The organism is Geobacillus sp. B4113_201601, assembly GCF_001587475.1.
Lineage (GTDB): Bacteria > Bacillota > Bacilli > Bacillales > Anoxybacillaceae > Geobacillus > Geobacillus icigianus.
In genome coordinates this window covers 1-24,965 of record NZ_LQYX01000003.1, presented here as the reverse complement: position 1 = coordinate 24,965, position 24,965 = coordinate 1, and the positions used below count along the sequence as shown (strand labels likewise).

The following is a 24,965-nucleotide window of genomic DNA, read 5'->3' as shown; positions in this document are numbered from 1 at the left end:
TTTGTCGAAAAATATTTTTTGGACACCCCTGAGGGGCCGAAAAGCCTTGATAAATCAACATTTCTAGAGGGAGGAAGGTCCATGGAACAATGGGTGCATAGCGAGTATGGAGTGCGCGTTGAGCGGCTGGAGCCAAAAGGGAGGCAGACCGTGATCTGGGGGCAGCAAGAACGCTTTCTTCTCGTTCCCGCTGACGGGCGGAGCGAAGCGGAGATGGAAGAGCGCCAGCACATCAGCCGCTATTTGCGGGCCAAAGGGGTGAACGGCGTCGGGGAGCTGGTGAAAACAAAAGCCGAAACGTATCTTGCCGTCTATGAGGGACGGCCGATGGCGCTCATCCGCGCGCCGCTTCCGCCCGTGCGCCTGCGCCGGCTCGGCCGAGAGCTTGCTTTGCTGCACGAATACGGGCGCTCTTGCCCGCTGCCCATTACGGTTTGCCGGCGCATCGGCCAATGGCGGGAGCTGTGGGCGAAGCGGATCGACCAAATGGAGGCGTTTTGGACGAACATGGTGGCAAACGGCCCGGCGTCGCCGTTTGACCGGCTGTTTATCGAGTCGTTCCCGTATTATGTAGGGTTGGCGGAAAACGCCGTCCAATATGTGGCCGATACGGAACTCGATGAGGAGCCGCTTCGCGTTGATTACGCCGCGTTTTGCCACGAGCGGCTGCCTCAGGCTGGCTGGATCGAAGGGGCCGAGGTGAAGCTGCCGACCGATTGGGTGTACGACCATTGCGCCCGCGATTTGGCTGAATGGGTGCGTGATTTGTATCGGCGGCACGGGCTGGAATGCCGGCAGGAGGTGCGCCGGTTTTTCCAAGACTACGGGCACGTGTCGCCGCTGTCGCCGTTTGCTTGGCGGCTTGTTTACGCCCGCTTGTTGTTTCCGCTTCCGTATTTCGAGTGTGTGGAGGCGTACTATTTGACAGCGGATGGACAGGAACGAACGCGCCGCGAGGAGGAATTGCGGCGGCTGCTCGGCGGCTCGCACGAGTATGAGCGATTTTTAGCTTCGTTTGCCGAGATTGCCGGCATCGCCGAACGCGTGCGTCTGCCGGCGGTCGAGTGGCTGCCGCCGGCGTAGAAAGGAGAGCGGGGGCCGCGGCGCTGGCGCCCGCTGTTTCGTTGACCGCCGTTGGCTTCATTTGAGCGCCGGGTGAGGCGGGAGGACTGGTTGGCGTCTGCTTGCCAGAAGCGGTGCTTTCGTTCATTCAAGGTGAGTCCCGGCGCGCTTGGCCGCTGGAAAACGGAAGGATGGGCGGGGCTATGGGGGGACAACTTCCCGTTTTTTTTCCGCCGGAGTTGTGATAAGATTTAGAAAAAACGAAGAAGGAGTGGCATCATGACGAAGCCGTGCGTCTTTATTACGCGCAAACTGCCAGAGGATGTTGTGGCCCCGCTTTCGGCTATCGCTGAAGTGGAGATGTGGCCGCATGAGGACGTGGCGGTGCCAAACGATGTGCTCGTGGAAAAAGCAAAGCGGGCGGCGGCCCTTTTGCCGATGGTGTCCGATCCGATTGGTGAACAGGTGCTGTCAGCGGGAGCGGAGCTGAAAGTGGTCGCCAACATGGGGGTCGGTTATGACAATATTGATGTGCCGGCAGCGACTCGGCGCGGCATCGTCGTATGCAACACGCCGGACGTGCTGACTGATACGACGGCCGATTTGACGTTCGCGCTGCTGTTAGCCACCGCTCGCCGCCTCGTCGAAGCGGCTGAATTTTTGAAAGAAGGGAAATGGAAAAGCTGGAGCCCATTTTTGCTTGCGGGCGCCGATGTCCACCATAAAACGATCGGCATCGTCGGCATGGGAAACATCGGCCAGGCGGTGGCGAAGCGGGCGAAAGGGTTTGACATGAACGTGCTGTATTACAACCGTTCCCGCCGCCCGGAAGCGGAAGCGGAGCTTGGCGCCATCTACCGGCCGTTTGCCGATCTGCTTGCGGAGAGCGATTTTGTCGTCTGCTTGACGCCGCTCACCCCGGAGACGCGTCGTTTGTTCAACCGCGAGGCGTTTCGGCGGATGAAACGATCAGCGGTTTTCATCAATGCGGCGCGCGGGGCGGTCGTCGATGAACAGGCGCTGTATGAGGCGCTCGTTCATGGAGAGATCGCGGCGGCCGGGCTCGATGTGTTTGAAAAAGAACCAGTGGATCCCGCCCATCCGCTCGTTTCGCTTCCGAACGTTGTCGCCTTGCCGCATATCGGCAGCGCCACGTACGAAACGCGGCGGGCGATGATGGCGTTGGCGCGCGACAACATCATCGCTGTGCTTGAAGGGCGGCCGCCGTTAACACCGGTGAATCGGCCGTCATAACTTTTCTGCGTTGGGAGGCAGCTGGCGCCGGTAAATCGGTCGCCGCAAAAATTTTTGTTGCCAAACGGCTGGCCGTCTTTTATAATGTCTACTATAAAAATACAAATGTCTACTGTGGGTAAACAGAAGGGGCGGGGAAGATGGAAAAACCGATTTTAGTTGGCTTGTTAGGATTAGGGACCGTTGGCAGCGGCGTGGTCAAAATCATTGAAAACCATCAGGAGAAGCTGATGCATCAAGTCGGATGTCCAGTCAAGGTGAAGAAAATTCTTGTCCGCGACGTCAACAAACCGCGCGATGTCGAGGTCGATCCGGCGCTGCTGACGACGAGCGCCGCCGAGGTGATCGACGATCCGGAGGTGGACGTCATCATCGAAGTGATGGGCGGCATTGAGGAGACGAAGGAGCTGCTGCTGCGGGCGTTGCGTCAAGGAAAACATGTGGTGACGGCGAACAAAGATTTAATGGCGGTGTACGGTTCAGAGTTGCTCCGGGTGGCGGCGGAGCATCATTGCGATTTGTTCTATGAAGCGAGCGTCGCCGGCGGCATTCCGATTTTGCGCAGCTTAGTGGATGGACTGGCGTCGGACCGGATTACGAAGCTCATGGGCATTGTCAATGGGACGACGAACTACATTTTGACGAACATGGCGCAAAACGGCGCCTCTTATGAAGCGGCGCTCGCCGAAGCGCAAGCGCTCGGGTTCGCGGAAGCCGATCCAACGTCGGACGTCGAAGGGCTCGATGCGGCGCGGAAGATGGCGATTTTGGCCCGCCTTGGCTTCTCCATGGATATTGATTTGGACGATGTTAACGCGAAAGGCATCACAGAAGTGACGGAGGAGGATTTAAATTACGGGAAACGGCTCGGCTATACGATGAAGCTGATCGGCATCGCCCAGCGCGATGGAAGCAAGGTGGAAGTCAGCGTTCAGCCGACGTTTTTGCCCGATTCGCATCCGCTCGCGTCCGTCCAGAACGAATATAACGCTGTGTACGTTTACGGCGAAGCGGTCGGAGAAACGATGTTCTACGGGCCGGGCGCCGGCAGCTTGCCGACGGCGACGGCGGTTGTCTCCGACTTGGTCGCGGTGATGAAAAATATGCGCCTTGGCGTCAACGGTCGCTATGCCGTTGCGCCGCAATATGAAAAACAGTTGAAAGCTCCAACGGAAATTTTCTCGAAATACTTTTTGCGCATTCACGTGAAAGACCAAGTGGGGGCGTTTGCCAAAATTACGACGCTGTTTTCCAAGCGCGGAGTGAGCTTTGAAAAGATTTTGCAGCTGCCGATGAAGGAAAACGGCCTCGCCGAAATCGTCATCGTCACGCATGATGCTTCGCAGCAAGACTACGAAGAGATTTTGCAGCAGCTGGGCGATTTGGAAATCGTCGAGCGGGTGCAAAGTTCGTATCGGGTGGAAGGGGAGAAACGGTGATGACATGGAGAGGGCTGCTTGACGCGTACGGCGACTTTTTGCCGCTGACTGAAGCAACGCCAAGGCTGTCGCTTTGTGAAGGAAACACTCCGCTCATCCCGTTGCCGCGGTTGTCGGAAGAGCTCGGGATTACGCTGTACGTCAAAGTGGAAGGAGCGAACCCAACCGGGTCGTTTAAAGATCGCGGCATGGTGATGGCGGTGGCGAAGGCGAAAGAGGAAGGAAGCCATACGATCATTTGCGCCTCCACCGGCAATACGTCCGCTTCCGCCGCCGCGTATGCAGCGCGCGCTGGGCTGCGCTGCCTTGTCGTCATCCCGAACGGAAAGATCGCCCTTGGCAAACTGGCGCAAGCCGCCATGTACGGGGCGGAGATTTTTGCGATCGACGGCAATTTCGACGAAGCGCTCAGCATGGTGCGTCGGCTGAGCGAAACGGCGCCGATTACGCTCGTCAACTCCGTCAACCCGTACCGGATCGAAGGGCAAAAAACGGCAGCGTTTGAAGTGTGCGATCAGCTTGGGCGCGCGCCGGACGTGCTCGCCATTCCGGTCGGCAACGCCGGCAACATCACCGCCTATTGGAAAGGGTTTAAGGAGTATCACGAAGCAAAAGGAACAGGGTTGCCGCAAATGCGCGGCTTTGAAGCGGAAGGGGCGGCGGCGATCGTCCGCAATCAAGTGATTGAACAGCCGGAAACGATCGCGACGGCGATCCGCATCGGCAATCCGGCGAGCTGGCAGAAAGCGGTCGAGGCGGCGAACGAATCAGGCGGAAAAATCGATGAAGTGAGCGATGCCGAGATTTTGGCGGCCTATCAGCGGCTTGCCCGCACGGAAGGCGTTTTTGCTGAGCCGGCGTCATGCGCGGCGATCGCCGGGGTCATCAAGCAGCGCGAGCGGAATGAAATCGAGCGCGGCAGCCTCGTTGTCGCCGTTCTCACTGGCAATGGCTTGAAAGACCCGGCCATCGCCTTGGAGACCGCGGCGATCGAACCGATCGTGCTGCCGAACGATGAACAAGTTGTCTTAGAGCATTTGCAAGGGGTTGTCCGCGCATGAAAGAAGACGAGATGTTGAAGATCGTCGTTCCGGGGAGCACGGCGAACTTAGGACCCGGGTTTGACTCGATCGGGCTCGCCGTTTCCCGTTACTTAACGCTTGATGTCCGCTTGGCGGAGGCGTGGTCCTTTGTGCCGAAAACGGCCGAGGTGAGCGGCATCCCGCGCGGAACCGACAATTTGGTGTATCAAGCGGCGGCCGAAACGGCGGATGTTTACGGCCGGCGCCTGCCGAGCTGCGAAGTGGAAGTGTCCAGCGACATTCCGCTCACACGCGGGCTCGGCAGCAGCGCGGCGGCGGTCGTCGCCGGCATCGAGCTGGCCGATGCGCTACTTGAACTAGGATTGTCGCGCGAACAAAAGATGGAACTGGCCACCCGCTATGAGGGCCATCCGGACAATGTCGGCGCTTCGCTGTACGGAGGGCTGGTCATCGGCTGCTACCGCGAGGAAGGTGTGGATGTCGTTCATCTTCCCGATGTGGACATTGAAATGGTGGCATTGATCCCAGCCTATGAGTTGGAGACGAAAAAAGCGCGCGGGCAGCTGCCTGAACAATGGACGAGGCAGCGGACCGTCGAGGCGAGCGCCATCAGCAATGTGTTCGTTGCGGCGCTGCTGACAAAAAACTGGCGGCTTGCCGGCCGCATGATGGCGGCCGATCTGTTTCATCAGCCGTACCGGAAACCGCTCGTTCCCGAGCTTGAGCGGGCGGAGGCGCTCGCTCTCGAATACGGGGCGATCGGCGCGGCGCTAAGCGGGGCGGGGCCGACGGTGCTCGTTTTTGCGGAACGAGGGGACGGCGCTCGTCTTGCCGAGCGGCTGCGGCCGCATTTTCCCGGTTGCGAAGTCGCCAAGCTGGCCGTTGAGCCGCACGGCAGCCGCGTCTACAAGCTCGCGCTGGAAGCGTGAGGGTTTTTTCGGCGTTGGGAGAACCGACCGCCGTCCGCCTCCTCTTCGCGCACGCCGAGGGTCGATAAGGGTCTTTGTCTTTGGAGCGGGAACGAAAACGGGGCGGTCCGTTACGCTTTCTCGTCGTCGGATGCCGTAGGAGGACAAAAAAACATCCGAACAGCGGCGAGCTGTTCGGATGTTCCGCTTTAGAATACTTGCTCTACTTCGACGACGCCCGGCACTTCTTCAAACAGCGCGCGTTCGATCCCGGCTTTTAACGTGATCGTCGAGCTCGGGCAGCTGCCGCATGCGCCGAGAAGGCGGAGCTTGACCACGCCGTCCTCTACGTCTACGAGCTCGCAGTCGCCCCCGTCGCGAAGCAGGAACGGACGAAGTTTATCCAACACTTCTTGCACTTGTTCTTTGATTTCTTGGTCCGTCATTTCCATCGACTCCTTTCCTTACTTTTTATTATAATCGTGACAGGGGAAAAAATCTAATGATAAATTTTGCTTGCATAAAGGGTGACAATGATGGCGTTTCAAGCGGTTGAAATTTGTGTTTACGGGGCTGACGTCCTTTGCCCGGCTTGCGTGCAGCTGCCGTCATCGAAAGAGACGTATGAGTGGCTCGAAGCGGCGTTGCGCCGCAAGTATCCCGATCAGCCGTTCCGGATGGTCTACGTCGATATTTTTCACCCTCCTGCCGATGATGAACGAAAACGGGCGTTGGCGCAAACGATCGTTGAAGAAGATTGGGTGTATCCGGTCGTGGTGATCGAAGGAACGGTGGTGGCGGAAGGCAATCCGCGGCTGAAGACCATTTGCGCAGAAATGGAAAAATACGGCTACCGTTCGTTATAGCGGCGGCGCATGGGGAGGAAAGCGAACGGACGGCGGGGAGGTCCCCGCCGCCTTCGCGTTTGGTCAGCCGCCCGGTCGGCGACAAGAGCTGCTCATACTGTCGTTAGAAATGTCGCCTAACCCTTTGGTCCGCTGCCAGATCGGCGATAAGATTTCGACGATGATGGGTCGGTGTCGGTTGCCAGCACGCGTTCTCACTGAACCTGCTGCTTTGCGCCTGCCATTTTATGGACAGCTGTGCAAGGCTTAATAGCCGTTGTGGTGTTTATACATCCAAAGAACGCCCGATTTTAACAGGCGCGGCACCCGTCCAATGAGCGGGCGGTCCGCCACAAGGCCGAAGCCGTGTTTTTTCCCGAGCGAGCCGAGAATGCCTTTCAGCTTAATCGGCGGGAATTCGCTTGGCGGCTCTTCGCCGTTCCAGCGCTTTTGCAGAACTTGGACGATTTGTTCGGCTTGCGCTTCGGCGAGCTGGGCGCTCGGCGAATGCGGCAGGCTCGCACAGTCGCCGACGACGTAGGCGTTTTCATAGCCGGGGATATGGTGCCGTTTCGTCAAGATGACGCGGCCTTGCTTGTCCTTTTCCACGTTGAGTTCGCGGACGACGCGATTCGGCTGGATGCCGGCCGTCCAGACGATGACGTCGCACGGCACCGGTTCATCGTGGTTGTACAGCACACCCGGCTCAACTTTCGTCACGTTGGAGTGGCGAATGATCTCAACCTTGTGTTCGTCGAACCAGCTTTCGACATAATCGCTCAGCCGTTTTGGAAACATCGGCAAAATGCGCTCGCCGCGGTCAAACAGTTTAATGTGCAAATCAGGGCGGCTTTCGGCGAGCTCGCTGGCCAACTCCACGCCGCTCAGGCCGGCGCCGACGATGCCGACGGTCGACTTGGGCGGCAAGTTGTTCAGCGCTTCGTAGGCGGCGCGCGCTTTGTCGATCGATTGAATGCTGTAGGTGTATTGATCAGCGCCTGGCACCCCGTGGTACTTGTCCTCACAGCCCAATCCGATCACCAGCTCGTCATAACGGACGCTGCGCTCGTCTTTCAGGTGAACGATCTGGTTGTCAAGGTCAATGGAGACGACTTCGCCAAACTCGTACGTCAGCTGCGGATGTTCCGGGAACGGGACGCGAATATGGTGGTCACTGACCGTTCCTGCGGCCAACGCGTAATATTCCGTTTTTAAACAATGGTACGGAACGCGGTCAATGAGGATAATATGAATGCCGTTTGGCACATGATCTGGGAGGAGGCGTTGCAAAATCCGCATATTGCCGTATCCTCCGCCGAGCAGTACAAGTTGTCTCATGGTTAAAAATCCCCTTTTGTCCAGTTTCGTAAGCCGCTTATGCCATAAAAAAGTATAACGAAATTGTGACAAAAGAACAATAATTTTTCTGCCCACTCCTTGCCCGACAAGCATGTTCATTGACGGCGCGCGGCAAAACGGCTACGATGGGAAACAGGAAGGTGAACATGCGCATGGTTTTGCCAATCATCGAATTTTGCATCAGCAACTTAGCCAGCGGGTCGTACGAGGCGATGGAACAGCTTGAAAAAGACCCGAATCTCGATATTATCGAATACAGTTGCCTAAGCTATTGCACGCGCTGTGCGGAAACGCTGTTTGCGCTCGTCAACGGCGAGTTTGTCAGCGCCGAAACGCCGGATGAACTCGTGGAAAAGATTTATCGGCATCTCGAAGAACATCCGATGCTGTAACGAAAAAAGGAGGATGCCCAATGGCGGCATCCTCTTCAATGTATATGAAAAAACGGGGGATACTTCCATTGTGGCCAAGGGGCGTTGTTTTTATACATCCAATTCCAGACTTTTTCGGGAGGGACGAACATTGCCATCGTTTACGTTTACGAAAATGCATGGATTAGGGAACAGCTATATTTACGTTGATTTGTTTCGCGAAACGCTTCCGGAAGACGAGCTGCCGGCGATCGCCCGCCGCGTTTCGAACGTTCACACCGGCATTGGATCGGATGGCTTAATTCTCATTGGTCCTGCGGAGCGGGCGCCGGTCAAAATGCGGATTTTCAACAGCGACGGTTCGGAAGGGAAAAATTGTGGCAACGGCTTGCGCTGTGTAGCAAAATACGCGTATGAGCATGGCCTTGTCAAGGAGCGCCGCTTTTTGATCGAAACGCTTTCCGGGCTGGTTGAAGCAGAAGTGGCAGTCCAAGACGGCGAGGTGGTGAGCGTCACCGTCGATATGGGCGAACCGCGCCTGCAGCGGAGCGCCATACCGATGATCGGACCGGAGGCGGAACAGGTCGTCGCTGAGCCGTTTGTCATCGGCGGCCGCGAGTACGCGCTCACCGCCGTCTCGATGGGCAATCCACACGCGGTCTTTTATGTTGATGACATCCGCCAAGCGCCGGTCGAGGCGCTGGGGCCGCTTGTCGAACGCGATCCGCGTTTTCCCGAAGGAGTGAACGTCGAATTTGTTGAAGTCGTGAGTGATCGCGAGCTTCACTTCCGCGTGTGGGAGCGCGGTTCCGGCGTGACGCAGGCGTGCGGGACGGGCGCGTGCGCGGCTGTTGTCGCTTCCGTGCTCAACGGGAAGACGGCGCGCGGAGTGGAAACGGTCGTCCATTTGGCCGGCGGCGATTTGGTGATCACTTGGGAATGGGACGGGCGCGTGCGCATGACCGGCCCAGCCGAAACGGTGTGCACAGGGGTGTACTATGACCGGGGCGGGCAGAACGGTTGAGCATTTGCGCTGGAAAACGGTATAATAACAGTAAGCGGAAGGTCGGTGAGCGTTGAGTCGCCCGGTTGGGGGAGCTGGCCCGAACGCGGGTCGCCTACCTCGCTTGACCTGATAGCGAAGGAGGGATCGAGATGGCGGAAGCCATTGTTACGCTGACGGAAGCGGCAGCGTTTCAAATTAAGGACATGATGAAGGAGCAGGAAGAGGAAAACGCCTATTTGCGCGTAGGGGTTCACGGCGGTGGCTGCAGCGGGCTGTCGTACGGCATGGGCTTTGAGCATGAGCGGCGCGCGGACGACGTCGAATTTGAACAGCACGGCATTAAAATTTTGGTCGACCGCGATAGCGCGCCGATTTTGCGCGGCACGGTCATTGATTACAAACAGTCGCTGCTTGGTGGCGGATTTACGATCCACAACCCGAACGCCATCGCGACGTGCGGCTGCGGTTCGTCGTTCCGCACGGCAACGAACGCCGGCACGCCGGAGCAGTGCTGACCGCGGAAACCGCGGCGGACAAACCCGGAGAAAGGGAGGGGAAGGCGAGTGAAAGGGCAAGTGAATGTAGTGTTGGCCCTCTTGTTGGCGCTGATCGTCGCCCTGCTCGCGGTGGCCAACGTTGACAAAGTAACCATCCGTTATTTGGTTGGGGAAACGCGTCTGCCGCTGATCATCGTCATTTTTGGCTCCGCGGTTCTCGGCGCTTTAGTCGTCGCTATGTTGGGCTGGGTTCGCCTGTTCAGCCTGCAGCGACAGCTGAAAGCAGCGCTCAAGGAAAACGAAGCGCTGGCCGCTCGGCTAGCCGAACATGAACAGCAGCCGTCATCGGCATCGCTGTCTGGCGATGAAACGATGTAAAGCGAACAGACGGCGCCGCCAAAATGAGAAAGAGGGTGTCCCAAAAGGATCGGGATTCCCTCTTTCGTTGCTTATATATACGTGCTGGCTGCTTCTGCCGCACGATCGGTTGTGCCGATCTTGAAGGCAGCCCCTTTTTGGGTCAGCCTCGCTTTGTCGTGCCGTGGTCGCATTAAAGCGCGGCACACAACGAAACTAAAAGAGTGAGGTCGAGTGCGCCGGCTGCATCCGCGCTGTCGGATCGATGTACGTTTTGGCGCTGCTGATGGCGATCGGCGCTTCGCCGAAGCCGCAGGCGATCAGCTTGATTTTTCCGTCGTACGTACAAATGTCGCCGGCGGCATAGACGCCCGGGATGTTCGTTTCCATGCGGGAATTTACTTTGATCGAATGCTTCTCGATTTCCAACCCCCAATCTTTGATCGGCCCAAGCGAGGAAATGAAGCCATAGTTGACAATAACGGCGTCCACATCGACCGTTTCTTTCGTTCCGTCCTTGGCGTGCTCAAGCACGACTTGGTGGATGGCATGTTCGTCACCGATCAGTTCCACTGGCACGAACGGTGTCTTCACACGCACGGCCGATTTCATAAGCTGTTCGACGCTGTGCTCATGGGCGCGGAACTTGTCACGGCGGTGCACGATCGTGACGCTGGCCGCGATCGGTTCGAGCATCAGCGACCAGTCGACCGCCGAGTCGCCGCCGCCGCAAACAAGCACCCGTTTTCCGGAAAACTGCTCCAAATCGTTGATAAAGTAATGCAAGTTTTTCCCTTCATAACGGGAAGCGGTTTCGATTTCCAGCCGCCGCGGCTGAAAGGCGCCGTTTCCAGCGGTGATGATCACCGTTTTCGAATAGTGGATTTGTTCATTGGTGATGAGTTTGAACGTTCCGTCTTCCTGCTTTTCAAGCACATCGACCGATTCGTTCAGGCAGATGGTTGGTGAAAACAGCTCCAGTTGCTTTTTCAGCTGATTGACCAGCTCTTGGGCGCGCACTTTCGGGAATCCGGCGACATCGTATATGTATTTTTCCGGATACAACGCGGAAAGCTGCCCGCCGAGCTGAGGAAGGCTTTCGATGATTTTGACCTTCATTTGCCGCAAGCCGCCATAAAACGCGGCAAACATGCCGGTCGGCCCGCCGCCGATGATCGTGACATCATAAAGCGTACGATCTTCCTTCACCGCCATACCTCCTTTGATTGTGATGAAATGATCCGTTTCTCTTTTTCGCACCGCGGCTCCTGCTCTCCACCTGTTTTAGGAGCGTTTCCATTCCGCGCCGCGGTCGGCTGCGAACCGCCTAGGCGGCGCTGCCGTTTTCGGTTTCGCTTCCAGCAAAGCTTGATTTTTCTTCCCTTCTTATTTTAGCATCTTATGTCAGCATGGGCAAAAGATGACGCCCACTGTCTGTTGGCTGCGGAAGGGCAGCGGTGAATTTTTCCGTCTTGCCGCAAAAAATACTTGAAATGGGGGGGAAAAAGGACTAATATGGTTGGTGGACAGATTGTTAATTTTTTGTGACAGTCCCTCGACATTTTTTTGTCCGTTATCGTGAACTTTTTCACAAACTTTGTGCGATAAAAACGGGGACGGCAGCAAAAGCTATAAAAAACGAAAAAGGGTGGAAGTGATTCAAGTGAGAAAACCAAACGTTGTCATTTTAGGCGCGGGCTACGGTGGGCTGATGACGACGGTTCGTCTGCAAAAGCTGATCGGGGTGAATGAGGCGAACATTACGCTCGTCAACAAACATGACTACCACTATGAGACGACATGGCTTCACGAGGCGTCGGCAGGAACGTTGCATCACGACCGCGTCCGCTATCCGATCCGTGATGTCATCGATCGGAACAAAGTGAAGTTTGTTCAAGCGACGGTCACTAAAATCGTTCCGGATGAGAAAAAAGTGCTGCTAGCAGACGGGGAATTGACATACGATTACCTTGTCATCGCTCTTGGCTTTGAATCGGAAACGTTTGGGATCAAAGGATTGAAAGAATACGCGTTTTCGATCGCTAATGTCGACGCCGCGCGGCAAATCCGCGAGCATATCGAATACCAGTTTGCGACGTACAATGCCGAAGAGGACAAAAAACCGGAGCGGCTCACGATTGTTGTCGGCGGCGCTGGGTTTACGGGCATCGAATTTTTAGGCGAGCTCGCCAACCGGATGCCGGAGCTGTGCCGGGAGTATGACATCGACCCGCACAAAGTGCGCATCATTTGCGTCGAGGCGGCGCCGACCGCGCTGCCGGGCTTTGATCCGGAGCTCGTCGAGTACGCGGTCAGCCAGCTTGAACGCAAAGGCGTCGAATTCAAAATCGGCACGGCCATCAAAGAATGCACGCCGGATGGCATCATCGTCGCCAAGGGCGATGACGTCGAAGAAATCAAAGCCGGCACGGTCATTTGGGCCGCTGGCGTGCGCGGCAGCCGCGTCATTGAGGAGTCTGGATTTGAAGCGGCGCGGGCGCGCGTGAAGGTTGACCCGTATTTGCGCGTCCCAGGCCATGAAGACATTTTTGTCGTCGGCGACTGTTCGCTCGTCATCGATGAGGAAACGAACCGCCCGTATCCGCCGACGGCGCAGATCGCCATGCAAGAAGGCCAGCTGTGCGCGAAAAACTTGGCGGTGCTCATCCGCGGGCAAGGAGAGCTCGAACCGTTCAAGCCTGACATTAAAGGAACCGTCTGTTCGCTCGGCCATGATGATGCCATCGGCGTCGTCTTCGGCAAAAAGCTGTGGGGAACGAAAGCAAGCTTCATGAAAAAAGTGATCGACAACCGCGCCCTGTATTTGATCGGCGGTTCGTCGCTCGTGATGAAAAAAGGGAAATTTAAATTTTTCTAAAACGGTTGATGGGAACGGTGCGACATTGGCTAAGCTGCCTAGCGGCAAGCTCGGCGGCTGCGCGGCGCTGGCAACCGTTAAAGATGGCGAGGCGACTCGCTGACATCGGCTCGATCGATGGCAGCGGTTTTGCGGGAGTGAGGGGAGTGTTCCAAAAGGACTGGGACACTCCCCTCATCGCGATAGACGCACCATCCGCTTCTCTGCCACGCGAGTTCGGTCTTTCTTGAGGGGAAGATCGCCTTTTTTGTGCCCCAAAAACAGGGATTCGCCGTCTGGCTGTCGAACTACCAACGTAAACAACGATCATGAAACAAAAGGATGAGAACGATGGACAGCAAACGCGGAAACGTTTGGATCGCCGCGGCGGGCTTGGTCATCAATGAAGCGGGGGAATGGCTCGTCGTCAAGAAAAAATACAGCGGGCTGAAAGGAAAATGGTCGCTGCCGGCCGGCTTTGTGCAACCAGGGGAGATGCTCGATGAAACGGCTGTTCGCGAAGTGTGGGAAGAAACGGGAATCCGCTCGGAACCCGTCGCGCTGCTTGGCGTTCGCACCGGCGTCATCAACGGAAACATCAGCGACAACATGGCGATTTTTTTGCTCCGGCCGCGATCGGAGCGCATCATCGTGCAGACCGAAGAGCTGGATGCGGCTGCTTTCTTGAGCAGAGCCGCGCTTCAGGCCGACCGTGACACTTCCGGCCTGATTCGATATTTGCTCGCGCTTGAGCCGCTCGCGTTCCTGCCGCCGCACAACGGCCTCAACCCGGGCGATCCGTTCGGGTACACGAAGTATCGGCTCTACTTTGAATCGCTGAAAGGGAAAGAATGACGAAGAAAATGAAAGCAAGTCATCGATGTATCCGTTTACATGAAGCGAAACGGCGAAAAATCGCCGTTTATTTTTACAGAAAATTTTGATATGTTAATAAAAACGAAATGGAGGGGAACATCGATGATGACGAGGACAGCTTGCCCTTATTGTGATGGGCACGGGTACGTACAGTTGCTGCTTGGCGGTTCGGAAACGTGCTACTGCTGCCAAGGGACAGGAAGCGAGAAAGAGGGAGAGAACAGGCGTTGACTTGGCATCCGCCCATCCAGTACACTGAAAAAGGGTGTAAGGGAGGTAGAGGGCGGATGCAGATGAGTTTGCCCCTTGTCTTGATTTCCATGCTTTTATTTTTTGTCTTGTTTTTCGGCATTAGTTTTTTGCTCAATATGGTGTTGCGGATGACGTGGATTGTCGCCGTATGCTTTCCGGTGATCGCTGCGCTCATCATTGACGATGTGCCATGGACGCGTTATTTCACCGCGCCGGCGGCGGCGTTTGCCGCGCTCGGGCGCAAAGCCGCTTCGTTGGCGGCGGCCGACGTCTTGATTTTGGCGAGCGGATTCGCCGGCGCTCTTTGCGCCGGATGGGCGATTCGCACGCTGCGAGCGAAAGGATACCGGATGTTTTGACGACCGGCGGCTGCCTTGGGGGCGTGCCGGTTTCAGTTTCCTATCGGGAAAAGGGAACGGATTTCCGCACGCGGGATCGGGTGCGGTGTCGGTTTGGCTGTTCGCGCCGTTTTGCAGCGGCTGGCGACGGCCATTTTTTTGTGCTTGGAAACTCGAGAAGCGTTCAAGTCGGCCGCCTGCTGTTGGCCGGCTTTCTTGCTATGGCCGGTACAGCGCAATGGCATTTTGCCTAGAAGGTCGGTGAAAAACCGCTGTCGCACACCAATCGATGGCATTTTCATTCTGAAGAGAAAGCTGGTTCTGCAAGGTTTTTCTAATTGAGAAACGAGTGGAATCAGTCGTTTTTGCACGAAATCACCAGCCTCCTAGAAAGTCGGTGAAAAACCGCTTTCGCTGCCAATGAATATTTCGATTTCGGATGGAGATAAATAGAGGTGTGAGAGGAGTTGAGAGCATTGAATGGGTTTAGGCAGTTTGTGCGCCGGTCTGCGATGACACTCTTGTTTTTCGCCGCGTTGACCGCAACGTTTCAATCCGTTTCAGGGGTTGAGGCGAAAACGGTTCTCCATTCCTTTCCAAACGTTTTATCGGTGGGTCATCCGCCTGTTTGGGAACTAAAGGAGCGCGCGAAAAACAGTCAGCACTCCCCGCCACGCCTTGAAGACCATTTTGATTGGTCAAAATATCCGTCCGTGGAAGTGATCGCGACCGGCTACACAGCTGGCGCCGAGTCAACGGGCAAAACGCCCGATCATCCTGAGTATGGCATTACATACTCCGGTGTCCGCGTCAAACGCGACCTTTATTCGACAATTGCCGCGGATTTAAGCGTTTTCCCGCTCGGCACGATTTTGTTTATTCCCGGCTACGGCTTCGGCGTCGTGGCCGATAAAGGCGGGGCGATCAAAGGGAATCGCATCGACTTATATTACGAAACCGTCGAAGATGTCTATAAATATTGGGGAAAAAGGAAAGTTCACGTCTATGTGGTGCAAAAAGGGGACGGCACCTTGTCGGAGGAAGAGTTGAAGCGGCTCAACGAAGATGAAACGATGCAAGTGTTTCGCCAGCAATATTTGCAGTCGAAAAGCTAAGCAGGCATCGATGGACTGCGCGGTGGCGCGGACAATCGAATCATTGACAGGCCCCCCGCCTGTCAGCGCCCGAGGAGCGGGTCGCTGTCGTCGGCGGGAGGAAAGAGCGACGGATGCAAAAGCGGCGCTAATTTTTTTAATCCGACTAGCAAGCGCGGCGACGGCCGGCAATAGAGCGCTTCTTCAAGAAGATGGATGCGCCCGTTTCGGACGGCGTCCGTTTCGTTGGCCTTCGGGCGCTGCGTGACCGCGCTGGGCCTCATTTTTTTTGTCTGCACCCCCACCCAGACGAGCAATATGTGCGCTGGATTGCGGGCGACGACTTCGTCCCATTCCGTCTGAATGCTCGCCTGCGGGCAGTCGGCAAACACGTTGCGTCCGCCGGCGAGTTCGCTGAGCTCGCTCAGCCAGTTGCCGCCGCCGGGCGTAAAAATCGGCCGCGGCCACCATTCCCAATACAGGCGGACCGGTTCGGCCGCAGCGGCTCGTTCGCGGTACTCAGCGAGAAACTCGCGATACCGGCGGACGAGATCAGCCGCTTTTTGCGTTTCACCAATGGCTTCGCCTAACGTAAGAAGGTCGGAGGCGATGTCATCGAGCGTATTCGGCGCCAGAACGAGATGGGGCAGCCGCCGGCGCGCGAGTTCCTCGACGTTGCGCTCCATCCCGGGAACGCTCAGCGAAGCGACGACAAGGTCCGGTTTCAGCGCTTCGACTTGATCGATGTCAATGCGCAAATCCGGCCCGACGTTCGGCAGCCGCTTGACCTCCGGGGGCCAATCGGACGATTGGTCGACGGCGATGACATCATCGAGCCGGCCAAGGTAAGCGAGCAATTCCGTGTTGCTTGGGCAAAGGGAGACAATATTCATGGCGTTATTCCTCCTTGGAAATGCTGGGGCGGCGCGTTTCGCCCTCATTCATTGCGCTTTTCCTCCTCGGAAAAGGCCGTCGGATTCGGGCGCGGCTAGGAGACCAATGATTTGAGGAAGCAAGCCGCTTCTCAAGCCCGTTTCTCAAATCAAAAAGCCTTATCGCATCAGAATCGCCTTTCAAACGCTCCCCATTGCTCAAGAGAAACAACCGTTTTTTTACCATATTTCTGGAAGGGTGATGAAAAACCGATGATTCCCTTCATCAATGGGGGAACGGGTGAAAAGCAGGACTGATGCAACGAGTTTTTCTGCTGGAGAAAGGCGAGTCAATCACCAGCCTCCTAGAAGCCAGGTGAAAAACCGCTGTCGCACACCAATCGGCGGCATTTTCATTCAAAAAAGAAAGTTGGTTCTGCAAAGTTTCTCTAATTGAGAAATGGATGGAGCATTTTGCACTAAATCACCGGCCTCCTAGGAGCGGTCCGCGAAGAGCCGTTAATGTGATATTCTATTTGCTGGCCGCGTTTTCCTTCTATCGTGTGCGGTGTAGCCGGAAAGAAAACCACGGTGGGGCGCTCCCGGCAGAAAAAAGCAAGCTATTGATTAGGGACTCGAAACAATAACCCCATTTCGATATAATGGAACATGAAAGCCATGACGAAAGGGGAGGAAACGATGTTTACTGTAAAACCGTTGCCATCGGCCGAAACGAATGAGGACGCGCTTGTGATCGGGTTGTTTGAAGGAGCGAAACCGTGGCGCGGCCTGGCCGGAGCGTATGATGCCCGCCTTGGCGGGCGGCTGGCCGAGCTGCAAAAGGAAGGCGACATTTCCGCGAAATGGGGGCGCCTTTCCGTCATCCATCCTTTTTTGCCCACTGGAGCGAAGCGGTTGTATTTTGTCGGGCTTGGCAAACAAGAAGAGCTGACGTTTGCGCGGCTGCGTGAAGGATTTGGCAAGCTCTTTCGCGCGCTCAAGCAGGCGAAGCGGACCGCGGCGGCCGTTGTGCTCGACACGTTTACGACCGAAGCGGTCGATGCGAACGAGGCGGCCCATGCCTTGGCCGAAGCGTGCTATTTGGCCACGTATGAGTTTTCCGGCTACAAGCAGAAAAAAGCAGAACCGGATGCAACGCTGGCGTCGCTTACCGTCTATACGGCAGCCGATGCAGCAGACATCAAGGCGAGCTTGGTTGTCGGCTCGGTGTACGGAAAGGCGACCAACTCGGCGCGCACACTCGTCAATACGCCAGGGAATTTGTTGACGGCGTCCGATTTGGCTGATTATGCGGTGAAGCTCGCTACCCGGTACGATTTGGACTATGAAATTTTGGAAAAAGAAGAGATGGAGCGGCTCGGCATGGGTGCGCTCTTGGCGGTGAATCAAGGATCGGCGCAGCCGCCGAAGCTGATCGTTCTCAAATACAAAGGAAAAGAGCGGTGGGAGGACGTGATCGCCCTCGTCGGCAAAGGGGTGACGTTTGATACGGGCGGGTATTGCCTGAGGCCGCGCGACAGCATGATCAACATGAAAACCGATATGGCCGGCGCCGCCGCGGTGCTTGGGGCGATGGAAATTATCGGTGAGCTGCGGCCAGAGCAAAACGTGCTTGCCGTCATTCCAGCGACCGACAACATGATCGGCGGCGGGGCGTTCAAGCCGGATGATGTCATTACATCGCTGTCCGGCAAGACGATCGAAGTGAGAAACACAGATGCGGAAGGGCGGTTGATTTTAGCGGATGCCGTCACGTACGCAAAGCAGCACGGCGCCAGCTATATTATTGACGTTGCCACGCTAACGGGCGGTGTCATCGTTGCGCTCGGCACCGACAAAACAGGAGCGATGACGAACAATGAAGCGCTGTTTGAGCAGCTGCTTGAAGCGTCTATGGAGACCGGAGAATTCATTTGGCGGCTGCCGATTACAGAAAACGACCGCGAGCGGGTGCGAAGCAGCAACATCGCCGATTTGAACAATTCTCCGGGGCGCGAAGGCCACGCCATTATGGGCGGAGCGTTCATCGGTGAATTCGCCGAAGACACGCCGTGGGTGCATTTGGATATCGCCGGAACGGCCACGGTGAAGAAAGACGGCGACCTCGGGCCGGCGGGAGCGACAGGCGTCATGGTGCGCACGCTGGCGGCGTTTGTCGAACGGTTTGTCGATCATAACCAAGGCTAACTAAGAGGCGATTGATCGGCAAGGGAAACCAACCGATCGTGCGACCGAAGCAGCGGGTGCGGATCGATAGCAATGGAGATGACCTAAAAGGCGATCCCCCCTCAAGAAAGGCAGAACATATAGTGTGGTGGGCGCGGTTAGTGCTTATATATTAGCGATGAGAGAGGGTGTCCCAGTTCTTTTGGGCACCCTCTTGTCGGTCGGTGAACGAAAGCGGACATGTATAGCTTCGTCGCTCTTTTGGCACGCTATGTAATACGCAGCTGGAAAGGCGAACAAAATGTAAAGGTCATGTAAATTTTGCGTAAAGTTTCTTTTTTCTTATTGTAAACAAACTTGAACCTGCTACAATAAGTAGCGGTGACTTTCATTCCATCAATGGAGGGTGTTCGGGCCATGATTTTTTCGCCAAAAAAGGACGTTTTCTTCGATATGTTGTTCACGATTTCGGAAAATGTGAAGGAAGCGGCCCAATATTTTGTCGAATACAAAATCCGCAACGTCGGCGACTTGAAAGAGTTCGCGCGGGTGATGAAGGAGTATGAACGGAAAGGCGATTCGTTCATCCATGAATTGGTCGTCCAGCTCAATAAAACGTTTATTACCCCAATCGAGCGCGAAGACATTCACCAGCTGGCGATGAAAATGGACGATGTGCTCGATGGCCTCGAGCAATGTTCGGCCCGTTTTGAAATGTTCTCGTTTACCGACATTGACGAACATATGGGGAAATTTTTCGACTATATTTACCAAAGTACGATTGAAATCGTTCATGCGTTAGAGCTACTTTCGCATAAAAAATTGCTCGATATGCGCCAGCACGCCATCAAGATCAAAGACTACGAAACGAAATGCGACGAAATTTTGCGCGCTTCCATCAAAAACTTGTTTGTCTCCCAAAAAGATCCGATTAAACTCATCCAATATAAAGAGCTGTATGAAATGCTCGAGGAAATTGCCGACAGCTGTGAGGATGTCGCCAATACGATTGAGACGATTATTATGCGCAACGCATAAAAGGGGACGTTGTTTTTATGGATATGATTCTTGTCTTGACGATATGCATCGTGATTTTTGCGCTGGCGTTTGACTTCATCAACGGCTTCCATGATACGGCCAACGCCATTGCCACTTCGGTGTCGACGAGGGCGCTTACGCCGCGGCGCGCTATTTTGCTGGCTGCGGCGATGAACTTTATCGGCGCTTTGACGTTTACCGGCGTAGCCAAAACGATTACGAAGGACATCGTTGACCCGTTTGCGTTGGAAAACGGGCCGATCATCATTTTGGCGGCGTTGACGTCCGCGATCGCGTGGAACTTAATCACGTGGTACTATGGGATCCCGAGCAGCTCTTCCCACGCGCTGATCGGTTCGATTGCCGGCGCGGCGGTCTCGGCGGCCGGAATCGGCATTTTAAATTACCAAGGTTTTTTGAAAATTTTAGAGTCCCTGATTTTGTCACCGTTTTTGGCGCTGGGTGTCGGTTTTGTCATCATGACAATTTTTCGATTCCTGTTTAAAAATGCGAACTTATACGGTACAACCAAAGGATTTCGCCTCTTTCAAATCGTGACCGCCGCTTTGCAGGCGTACACGCACGGAACGAACGACGCTCAAAAAGCGATGGGGATTATTACGATGGCGCTGATCGCCGGCGGATATCACGCGACGACCGACATTCCGGAGTGGGTGCGCATTGCCGCCGCTACGGCCATGGGGCTGGGAACGGCGGTCGGCGGGTGGAAAATCATTAAAACAGTCGGCGGAAAAATCATGAAAATCCGCCCGATCAACGGGGCGGCCGCGGATTTATCGTCCGCGCTCGTCATTTTTTCAGCGACAACGTTTCATTTGCCGGTCAGCACAACCCACGTCATTTCCTCGGCTATTATGGGAGTGGGCGCCGCGCAGCGGGTGAAAGGAGTCAAATGGGGCGTCGCTCGCCGGATTGTGATTACATGGGTGATTACGCTCCCGATTTCTGCGCTCATAGCTGGTTTTCTGTACCAAGTGTTCAATTTATTTTTCTAACGAAAAACGCGCCTGTTGTTCAACAGGCGCGTTTCGTTTATGCCGCCGGCCGGCTCGCGGAAGAGGAGCGGCCGATCGCCCGGCAAAGCTTTGGAGCGATCAGGCCGGCGACGATCGATAACAAAATGTCCTTTGGCAGCGGGACAAGCATCCAGCCCCATACCATTTCGTACGACAGCCCTTTTGGCGCTTCCGCCCATAATTTGTACGCCATATACATCCAGTTCGTGCCGATGACATAGTTGATGACCATCCCGACAAGCGCGGCGGTGACAAAGCGGACGGTGGGTGCCGGCTGCGGGCCGCGTTCGATGATCCAGCCGGTCACATACGCAGCGGCGATAAAGGAGAGAATAAAGCCAAATGTCGGTTGGAAAATGATTGATAATCCGCCGCTAAGCTTGGAAAACACCGGCGCGCCGGCTAGGCCGACGAACATATACACCGTCATCGCCACCGCGCCGAGCCGCCGCCCTAACACCGCGCCGGCAAGGACGCAGAAAAACGTCTGCAGCGTGATCGGTACGCCGCCGACAACAAGAAACGGCACCCACGATGTAATGTTGGCGCCGATGGCCATCAAGGCGACGAACATCGCGGCAAGCGTCATGTCAAGCGGGCGAAGCGAAGTCCGTTGTTTCATATGTAAACCCCCTTTTTATGTTTGTTAACAAAATCGTACTGAACAACCGCTAGGCTGTCAATCCTTTTTTCCGGGAATGATGGGGTGAGTGGCGGGGGATATTAAGGAAAAGCGCTGCCCGAAAGGTCCACCGCTTCCACCGGGGTTTCCGGTTCTTCCCAAGACGCTAAGCAAAAGCGCTGCCCTAAAAGGCCGGTGAAAAACAGCTGCCACGAGCAACTCAGCGGCATTTCGCCAAACAAAAACGCCGATTTCGCCAAGCTTCTCTAACTGAAAAACAGATGGAATCGCAGTATTTTGTACGACATCACCGCCCCTCTAAGCTGAAAACTGAATCAAAGCCGACAAGGACGAAAGAAGCGAAAGGAGGATGGCGATGGAGCGGTTTATGCCGGATGAGGAACTGAAGCGGGCAAGCAAAATCGGAGCGAACGAAGACATCATCCATACGAGCAAAAACGATGATGGCTACGATTTGCGGACCCCGGCTGAAATCGGGAAGCGGCAGCCGATCGATGAAAACGGCAATGCGTGAAAGAAGAGGTGCGGATGGACGGGATCTTTTTCGTCTACTTTGAAAAACAAGTGCTGCGCTTTTTAGGAGGCTGGTGATTTAATAGTACATACCGCTTCCTAGCATCGTTTCTCAAATAGAAAAACCTTGTATCATCAGTGCTTCTTTTCACACGTTCATCCATTGAGCAGGGGAAACAGCTGTTTTCGACCGCCTTTTAGACTCCAAGGCGGTTAAGCTGACGATGTTGACTTCGTTGGTCTCGATCCTTGTCGGGGCTATCATCGATCAGCGCACGCAATCGAATGCGCCATGGAAACGGAAGAGGCCGGTGAGTTCGCCGAGATATTGGACGGGGATGGGACGACCGCCGTCTTTTTTCGTTGGTGAACGTTGGTACACATCGTTTTGTGCGAAAACGGTTTCTAGTGTGGCAAGACGCCGACGACAGCCCGCTTCCAGCGTCGCGGGTGGAAGCGGTGTTGTCGCATCGGGTGCGGCGCCTTTGAACGGATGGCCGCTCATCGTCCAATGGCGGCCGACGTGATGAGCGCCAAAAGCGGCGTCTTGCCAACCATTTCCCCCGTTTCCCCCGCCGCCGTGCTGGCAAAGGCTATCGGTGTGAAGGTGGAAACACGTTCCAGCGCAAGCCGACAACGAGCTGGCAGCACGGGAACGCGCCGGGCGGCGGCGAGAGCGTCAGGCGGATGCCGTCGGGATTGAAATATACCTCGGTTTGCGAGCGGATGCCAAGCGAACGGATCAGGCGCTTCACTTCATCCGTTTTTCCTTCTTGGGCGGCCGACATGACCGCGGCGGCAAACGAGCGCGATTCGGCCAGTTTTTTCAAAACAGCGGCACCGTCGTTCATCAACGTCTGGGCGGTGGCGGCTGACTGGGAAAAGAGCGTCGGGTCGATCGGGGGGTACGGGCCGGCCGGCAGCCTTGGGAAATAAGCAAACATGGCTGTTTGCGCCTCCTTTCCAACAATGGAATCGATATTACAATATGAGCGGACAGCAAAAAAGGAGCGAAATCACCATTTCGATTTCGCTCCTTCCATTTGTTATAAATAGCGCAGCCATAAATAGCCGTGCGACAAGAGCAAGGCAATGAGCGTGAGCGGGGCCCCGATTTTCAAAAAGTCCATGTACGTAAATCCATGCCCTTCGCGCGAAGCGATGCCGGCGACAATGACGTTGGCTGAGGCGCCGATGAGCGTTCCGTTTCCGCCGAGGCAGGCGCCGAGCGACAAGGCCCACCAAAGCACGTCGATCTGCGGCGAGTCTGGGGATAAGCCCATGCCGACAGCCATATCTTGAATGAGCGGAATCATCGTCGCCACAAACGGGATGTTATCGATCGTCGCTGAAGCGATGCCGGACAGCCAAAGGATGAAATACGAAGCCGTGGAAATGTCGCCGCCGGTGACATCGAGTGCTCTTTCCGCCAATGTCTTGATAAGGCCGATGTCAACAAGTCCGCCGACCAAGACGAACAGACCGGCGAAAAAGAAAATAGTGACCCATTCGATCGAATGAAAGATCTCTTCTATTTCATGCTCTGGCACGGCGATGAGCATGAGCACGATCGCTCCGGCCATGGCGATGACCGCCGCATCGACATGAATGGCCGAATGCAGGATAAAGCCAAGAATCGTCAGCCCGAGCACGGCGACCGATTTGCGCATCAGCTTCGCGTCTTGAATGTAGTCGGCATCGCGAAGCTCCATCAATGTTTGAATTAACGCTGGATCGGTTTGCAGCTGCTTGCGGTAAACGAAGGCGAGCAGCGCGACTGTGACGATGGCGATGACGATGACAATTGGCGTTAAGTTCAATAAAAAAGCGTTGAAATCGAGATGCTTGTTCGCCGAACCGATCATAATGTTCGGCGGGTCGCCGATCAAGGTCGCCGTGCCTCCGATGTTTGACAACAGCACTTCGGAGATTAAGTACGGCACCGGGTTGACGTGAAGCATCCGCGTGATCGAAAACGTCACCGGCACGACGAGCAAGACGGTGGTGACGTTGTCCAAAAACGCCGACAGCAGTCCTGTCAACAGCGAAAGCATCACTAAAATGCGGATCGGGCTGCCCTTGGCCAGCTTGGCCGCTTTAATGGCCATGTATTGAAAAAAACCGGATTTGCTTGTGATGCTTACTAAAATCATCATGCCGATCAACAGCGTGATGGTGCCCCATTCAATATGGTGGGTGAAGGCGTTTTCGGTGTCAACGATGCCGAAAATGACCATGAGCGCGGCGCCGAGCAGAGCGATGACGGCGCGGTTGACCTTTTCGGAAATGATGATGGCGTATGTAGCGAGAAACACGGCAATGGCCAAATAGTATTGAAATTGTGAGACGTCAGCGGCAGAATGGCTCATCATGGTCCCCTCCTTTACGGTGTTGATGATGGCGCGCCGTGGAAGCCGTTGCCGCACGATGGGCATGTCCAGTCGCCGCTCTCGCCGATGGCATCGCGCACATAAAAGGTGAATGAACAGTGCGGGCAGGCGATTTCACGCACTCGATCGATCAGCATTCGCCGCGATGGTTCGGCCGCCGCATCGGTGTCGACGATTTCCACATGGATCGTTTCACGAGATTCATCTTCGGCGATCACTTTCCCCCGTGCGTCTTCTTCTGTGCGCCATCCGCCGCCGAGCACATGCTGCTTGAGCTGGCTGGATGAGGAATGTTCAAGCATGTCCTCGGCGAGTTCCATATATTGCTTTGGCGTCAACTCATCGAAAGGAAGAACCGATGCTTGTCCCTCCCAATAGGCGCGCAGCTGTTCTTCCGTGAAAATGTAGGTGACAATTTGATGAATGATGACATTTTTCATAACATCCGCCTCCTTTTTTTCATCATATCATAGCATCTCGCTGGAAAACAGGGGCGGCGGCTTCGCTTCGCCTAGGGGAACATTCCTGTTTTCGGCGTGAGGGGAGTGGATTCCTCCGTCATCCGCCCCTTTTTCGTCATTTTCTGAAAAAAGAAATAAACAATCGTTCCCTCGTGATATAATAATAGTAAGACAGATCGCAGCTATGCAGGAAAGGAGCATTCCCGTTAGGAGCTTTTCCGGGGACTTGATCAAAAAAAGCCCTCTTGGTATGATGCAGGGGTGTC

At 55.5% G+C, this 24,965-nt stretch carries 29 protein-coding genes; 20 read left to right on the top strand and 9 right to left on the bottom strand.

Annotated elements, in window-relative coordinates; genetic code table 11:
• The first annotated feature begins 81 nt into the window (after window positions 1–81).
• From yutH to thrB, 5 genes are all read left to right on the top strand, one after another.
• Complete coding sequence (gene yutH / locus B4113_RS00620) at window positions 82–1,083, top strand: spore coat putative kinase YutH (protein WP_033018748.1); 1,002 nt, start codon at window positions 82–84, stop codon at window positions 1,081–1,083.
• A 258-nt stretch (window positions 1,084–1,341) separates the two neighbouring features.
• Complete coding sequence (locus tag B4113_RS00615; RefSeq protein WP_033018746.1) at window positions 1,342–2,316, top strand: D-glycerate dehydrogenase; 975 nt, start codon at window positions 1,342–1,344, stop codon at window positions 2,314–2,316.
• Window positions 2,317–2,456: 140 nt separating this feature from the next.
• Window positions 2,457–3,755, top strand: coding sequence for a homoserine dehydrogenase (locus B4113_RS00610; protein ID WP_033018745.1), 1,299 nt, complete (start codon window positions 2,457–2,459; stop codon window positions 3,753–3,755).
• Window positions 3,755–4,816: a threonine synthase gene (thrC, locus tag B4113_RS00605; RefSeq protein ID WP_061912064.1), complete on the top strand. Its 1,062-nt coding sequence runs from the start codon at window positions 3,755–3,757 to the stop codon at window positions 4,814–4,816. Before B4113_RS00610 ends, thrC begins: the two co-directional genes overlap by 1 nt.
• On the top strand, window positions 4,813–5,727 hold the full coding sequence (thrB, locus tag B4113_RS00600; RefSeq protein WP_061912063.1) for a homoserine kinase: 915 nt from the start codon (window positions 4,813–4,815) through the stop codon (window positions 5,725–5,727). Before thrC ends, thrB begins: the two co-directional genes overlap by 4 nt.
• Before the next feature lie 188 nt (window positions 5,728–5,915).
• Here thrB and B4113_RS00595 read toward each other — a convergent pair whose 3' ends face one another.
• Window positions 5,916–6,158, bottom strand: coding sequence for a NifU family protein (locus B4113_RS00595; protein WP_011232431.1), 243 nt, complete (start codon window positions 6,156–6,158; stop codon window positions 5,916–5,918).
• An 84-nt stretch (window positions 6,159–6,242) separates the two neighbouring features.
• On the opposite strand from B4113_RS00595, the gene B4113_RS00590 reads away from it, so the two are divergent.
• On the top strand, window positions 6,243–6,572 hold the full coding sequence (locus B4113_RS00590) for a YuzD family protein (RefSeq protein WP_061912062.1): 330 nt from the start codon (window positions 6,243–6,245) through the stop codon (window positions 6,570–6,572).
• Between the two features lie 246 nt (window positions 6,573–6,818).
• Here the strand turns inward: B4113_RS00590 and B4113_RS00585 are convergent, their stop codons facing one another.
• Complete coding sequence (locus B4113_RS00585) at window positions 6,819–7,889, bottom strand: NAD(P)/FAD-dependent oxidoreductase (protein WP_061912061.1); 1,071 nt, start codon at window positions 7,887–7,889, stop codon at window positions 6,819–6,821.
• Between the two features lie 173 nt (window positions 7,890–8,062).
• Between B4113_RS00585 and B4113_RS00580 the strand changes: the two genes are divergently transcribed.
• The 4 genes from B4113_RS00580 (at window position 8,063) to B4113_RS00565 (ending at window position 10,162) form a co-directional block, all read left to right on the top strand.
• Window positions 8,063–8,302, top strand: a complete 240-nt coding sequence (locus tag B4113_RS00580) for a YuzB family protein (RefSeq protein ID WP_033018740.1) — start codon at window positions 8,063–8,065, stop codon at window positions 8,300–8,302.
• Between the two features lie 130 nt (window positions 8,303–8,432).
• Window positions 8,433–9,305 carry a diaminopimelate epimerase gene (dapF, locus tag B4113_RS00575; protein WP_082799274.1) on the top strand — a complete coding sequence of 291 codons (873 nt, stop codon included), beginning with the start codon at window positions 8,433–8,435 and terminating at the stop codon, window positions 9,303–9,305.
• A gap of 131 nt (window positions 9,306–9,436) precedes the next feature.
• Window positions 9,437–9,802 carry an iron-sulfur cluster assembly accessory protein gene (locus B4113_RS00570; protein ID WP_033843148.1) on the top strand — a complete coding sequence of 122 codons (366 nt, stop codon included), beginning with the start codon at window positions 9,437–9,439 and terminating at the stop codon, window positions 9,800–9,802.
• Window positions 9,803–9,850: 48 nt separating this feature from the next.
• Entirely contained in the window at window positions 9,851–10,162 is a 312-nt protein-coding gene (locus B4113_RS00565; protein WP_033843149.1) for a lipopolysaccharide assembly LapA domain-containing protein, read from the top strand.
• Window positions 10,163–10,357: 195 nt separating this feature from the next.
• Here the strand turns inward: B4113_RS00565 and B4113_RS00560 are convergent, their stop codons facing one another.
• Window positions 10,358–11,356, bottom strand: a complete 999-nt coding sequence (locus B4113_RS00560) for an NAD(P)/FAD-dependent oxidoreductase (protein ID WP_172418679.1) — start codon at window positions 11,354–11,356, stop codon at window positions 10,358–10,360.
• 439 nt (window positions 11,357–11,795) lie between these two features.
• Between B4113_RS00560 and B4113_RS00555 the strand changes: the two genes are divergently transcribed.
• The 4 genes from B4113_RS00555 to B4113_RS00540 all read left to right on the top strand — a co-directional run bounded on the left by B4113_RS00555 (window position 11,796) and on the right by B4113_RS00540 (window position 14,485).
• Window positions 11,796–13,019, top strand: a complete 1,224-nt coding sequence (locus B4113_RS00555; protein ID WP_033844788.1) for an NAD(P)/FAD-dependent oxidoreductase — start codon at window positions 11,796–11,798, stop codon at window positions 13,017–13,019.
• Window positions 13,020–13,349: 330 nt separating this feature from the next.
• On the top strand, window positions 13,350–13,853 hold the full coding sequence (locus B4113_RS00545; RefSeq protein ID WP_033018735.1) for an NUDIX domain-containing protein: 504 nt from the start codon (window positions 13,350–13,352) through the stop codon (window positions 13,851–13,853).
• Between the two features lie 126 nt (window positions 13,854–13,979).
• On the top strand, window positions 13,980–14,105 hold the full coding sequence (locus B4113_RS19795) for a YuiA family protein (protein ID WP_160331355.1): 126 nt from the start codon (window positions 13,980–13,982) through the stop codon (window positions 14,103–14,105).
• Between the two features lie 56 nt (window positions 14,106–14,161).
• Complete coding sequence (locus B4113_RS00540; protein WP_033018733.1) at window positions 14,162–14,485, top strand: YuiB family protein; 324 nt, start codon at window positions 14,162–14,164, stop codon at window positions 14,483–14,485.
• A 32-nt stretch (window positions 14,486–14,517) separates the two neighbouring features.
• Here the strand turns inward: B4113_RS00540 and B4113_RS19310 are convergent, their stop codons facing one another.
• Complete coding sequence (locus B4113_RS19310; RefSeq protein ID WP_153017105.1) at window positions 14,518–14,835, bottom strand: hypothetical protein; 318 nt, start codon at window positions 14,833–14,835, stop codon at window positions 14,518–14,520.
• 105 nt (window positions 14,836–14,940) lie between these two features.
• Between B4113_RS19310 and B4113_RS00530 the strand changes: the two genes are divergently transcribed.
• Window positions 14,941–15,579 (top strand): 3D domain-containing protein, encoded by a 639-nt coding sequence (locus B4113_RS00530; protein WP_033843154.1) that lies wholly within the window; start codon window positions 14,941–14,943, stop codon window positions 15,577–15,579.
• A gap of 62 nt (window positions 15,580–15,641) precedes the next feature.
• Here B4113_RS00530 and B4113_RS00525 read toward each other — a convergent pair whose 3' ends face one another.
• Window positions 15,642–16,451 (bottom strand): cobalamin-binding protein, encoded by an 810-nt coding sequence (locus tag B4113_RS00525; RefSeq protein WP_033843156.1) that lies wholly within the window; start codon window positions 16,449–16,451, stop codon window positions 15,642–15,644.
• A 111-nt stretch (window positions 16,452–16,562) separates the two neighbouring features.
• Between B4113_RS00525 and B4113_RS19305 the strand changes: the two genes are divergently transcribed.
• The 4 genes from B4113_RS19305 to B4113_RS00510 all read left to right on the top strand — a co-directional run bounded on the left by B4113_RS19305 (window position 16,563) and on the right by B4113_RS00510 (window position 20,671).
• Window positions 16,563–16,748: a hypothetical protein gene (locus B4113_RS19305; RefSeq protein WP_153017104.1), complete on the top strand. Its 186-nt coding sequence runs from the start codon at window positions 16,563–16,565 to the stop codon at window positions 16,746–16,748.
• Between the two features lie 381 nt (window positions 16,749–17,129).
• Window positions 17,130–18,638 carry a leucyl aminopeptidase gene (locus tag B4113_RS00520; RefSeq protein WP_033844789.1) on the top strand — a complete coding sequence of 503 codons (1,509 nt, stop codon included), beginning with the start codon at window positions 17,130–17,132 and terminating at the stop codon, window positions 18,636–18,638.
• 396 nt (window positions 18,639–19,034) lie between these two features.
• A complete protein-coding gene (locus B4113_RS00515) occupies window positions 19,035–19,655 on the top strand; it encodes a DUF47 domain-containing protein (protein WP_033018729.1) in 621 nt (206 codons plus the stop codon).
• A gap of 17 nt (window positions 19,656–19,672) precedes the next feature.
• Window positions 19,673–20,671 (top strand): inorganic phosphate transporter, encoded by a 999-nt coding sequence (locus B4113_RS00510; protein WP_033018727.1) that lies wholly within the window; start codon window positions 19,673–19,675, stop codon window positions 20,669–20,671.
• Window positions 20,672–20,708: 37 nt separating this feature from the next.
• On the opposite strand, the gene B4113_RS00505 is transcribed toward B4113_RS00510, so the two are convergent.
• Entirely contained in the window at window positions 20,709–21,314 is a 606-nt protein-coding gene (locus tag B4113_RS00505) for a biotin transporter BioY (RefSeq protein ID WP_033843158.1), read from the bottom strand.
• Between the two features lie 376 nt (window positions 21,315–21,690).
• Here B4113_RS00505 and B4113_RS19985 point away from each other — a divergent pair, with 376 nt between their 5' ends.
• Entirely contained in the window at window positions 21,691–21,849 is a 159-nt protein-coding gene (locus B4113_RS19985; RefSeq protein WP_172418677.1) for a hypothetical protein, read from the top strand.
• 592 nt (window positions 21,850–22,441) lie between these two features.
• On the opposite strand, the gene B4113_RS00500 is transcribed toward B4113_RS19985, so the two are convergent.
• The 3 genes from B4113_RS00500 to B4113_RS00490 form a co-directional block, all read right to left on the bottom strand.
• Window positions 22,442–22,792 carry a hypothetical protein gene (locus B4113_RS00500; RefSeq protein WP_033018725.1) on the bottom strand — a complete coding sequence of 117 codons (351 nt, stop codon included), beginning with the start codon at window positions 22,790–22,792 and terminating at the stop codon, window positions 22,442–22,444.
• 102 nt (window positions 22,793–22,894) lie between these two features.
• Window positions 22,895–24,217 carry an ArsB/NhaD family transporter gene (locus B4113_RS00495; protein ID WP_033018724.1) on the bottom strand — a complete coding sequence of 441 codons (1,323 nt, stop codon included), beginning with the start codon at window positions 24,215–24,217 and terminating at the stop codon, window positions 22,895–22,897.
• Between the two features lie 14 nt (window positions 24,218–24,231).
• Window positions 24,232–24,678, bottom strand: a complete 447-nt coding sequence (locus B4113_RS00490) for a hypothetical protein (protein ID WP_033018723.1) — start codon at window positions 24,676–24,678, stop codon at window positions 24,232–24,234.
• Window positions 24,679–24,965 lie beyond the last annotated feature (287 nt).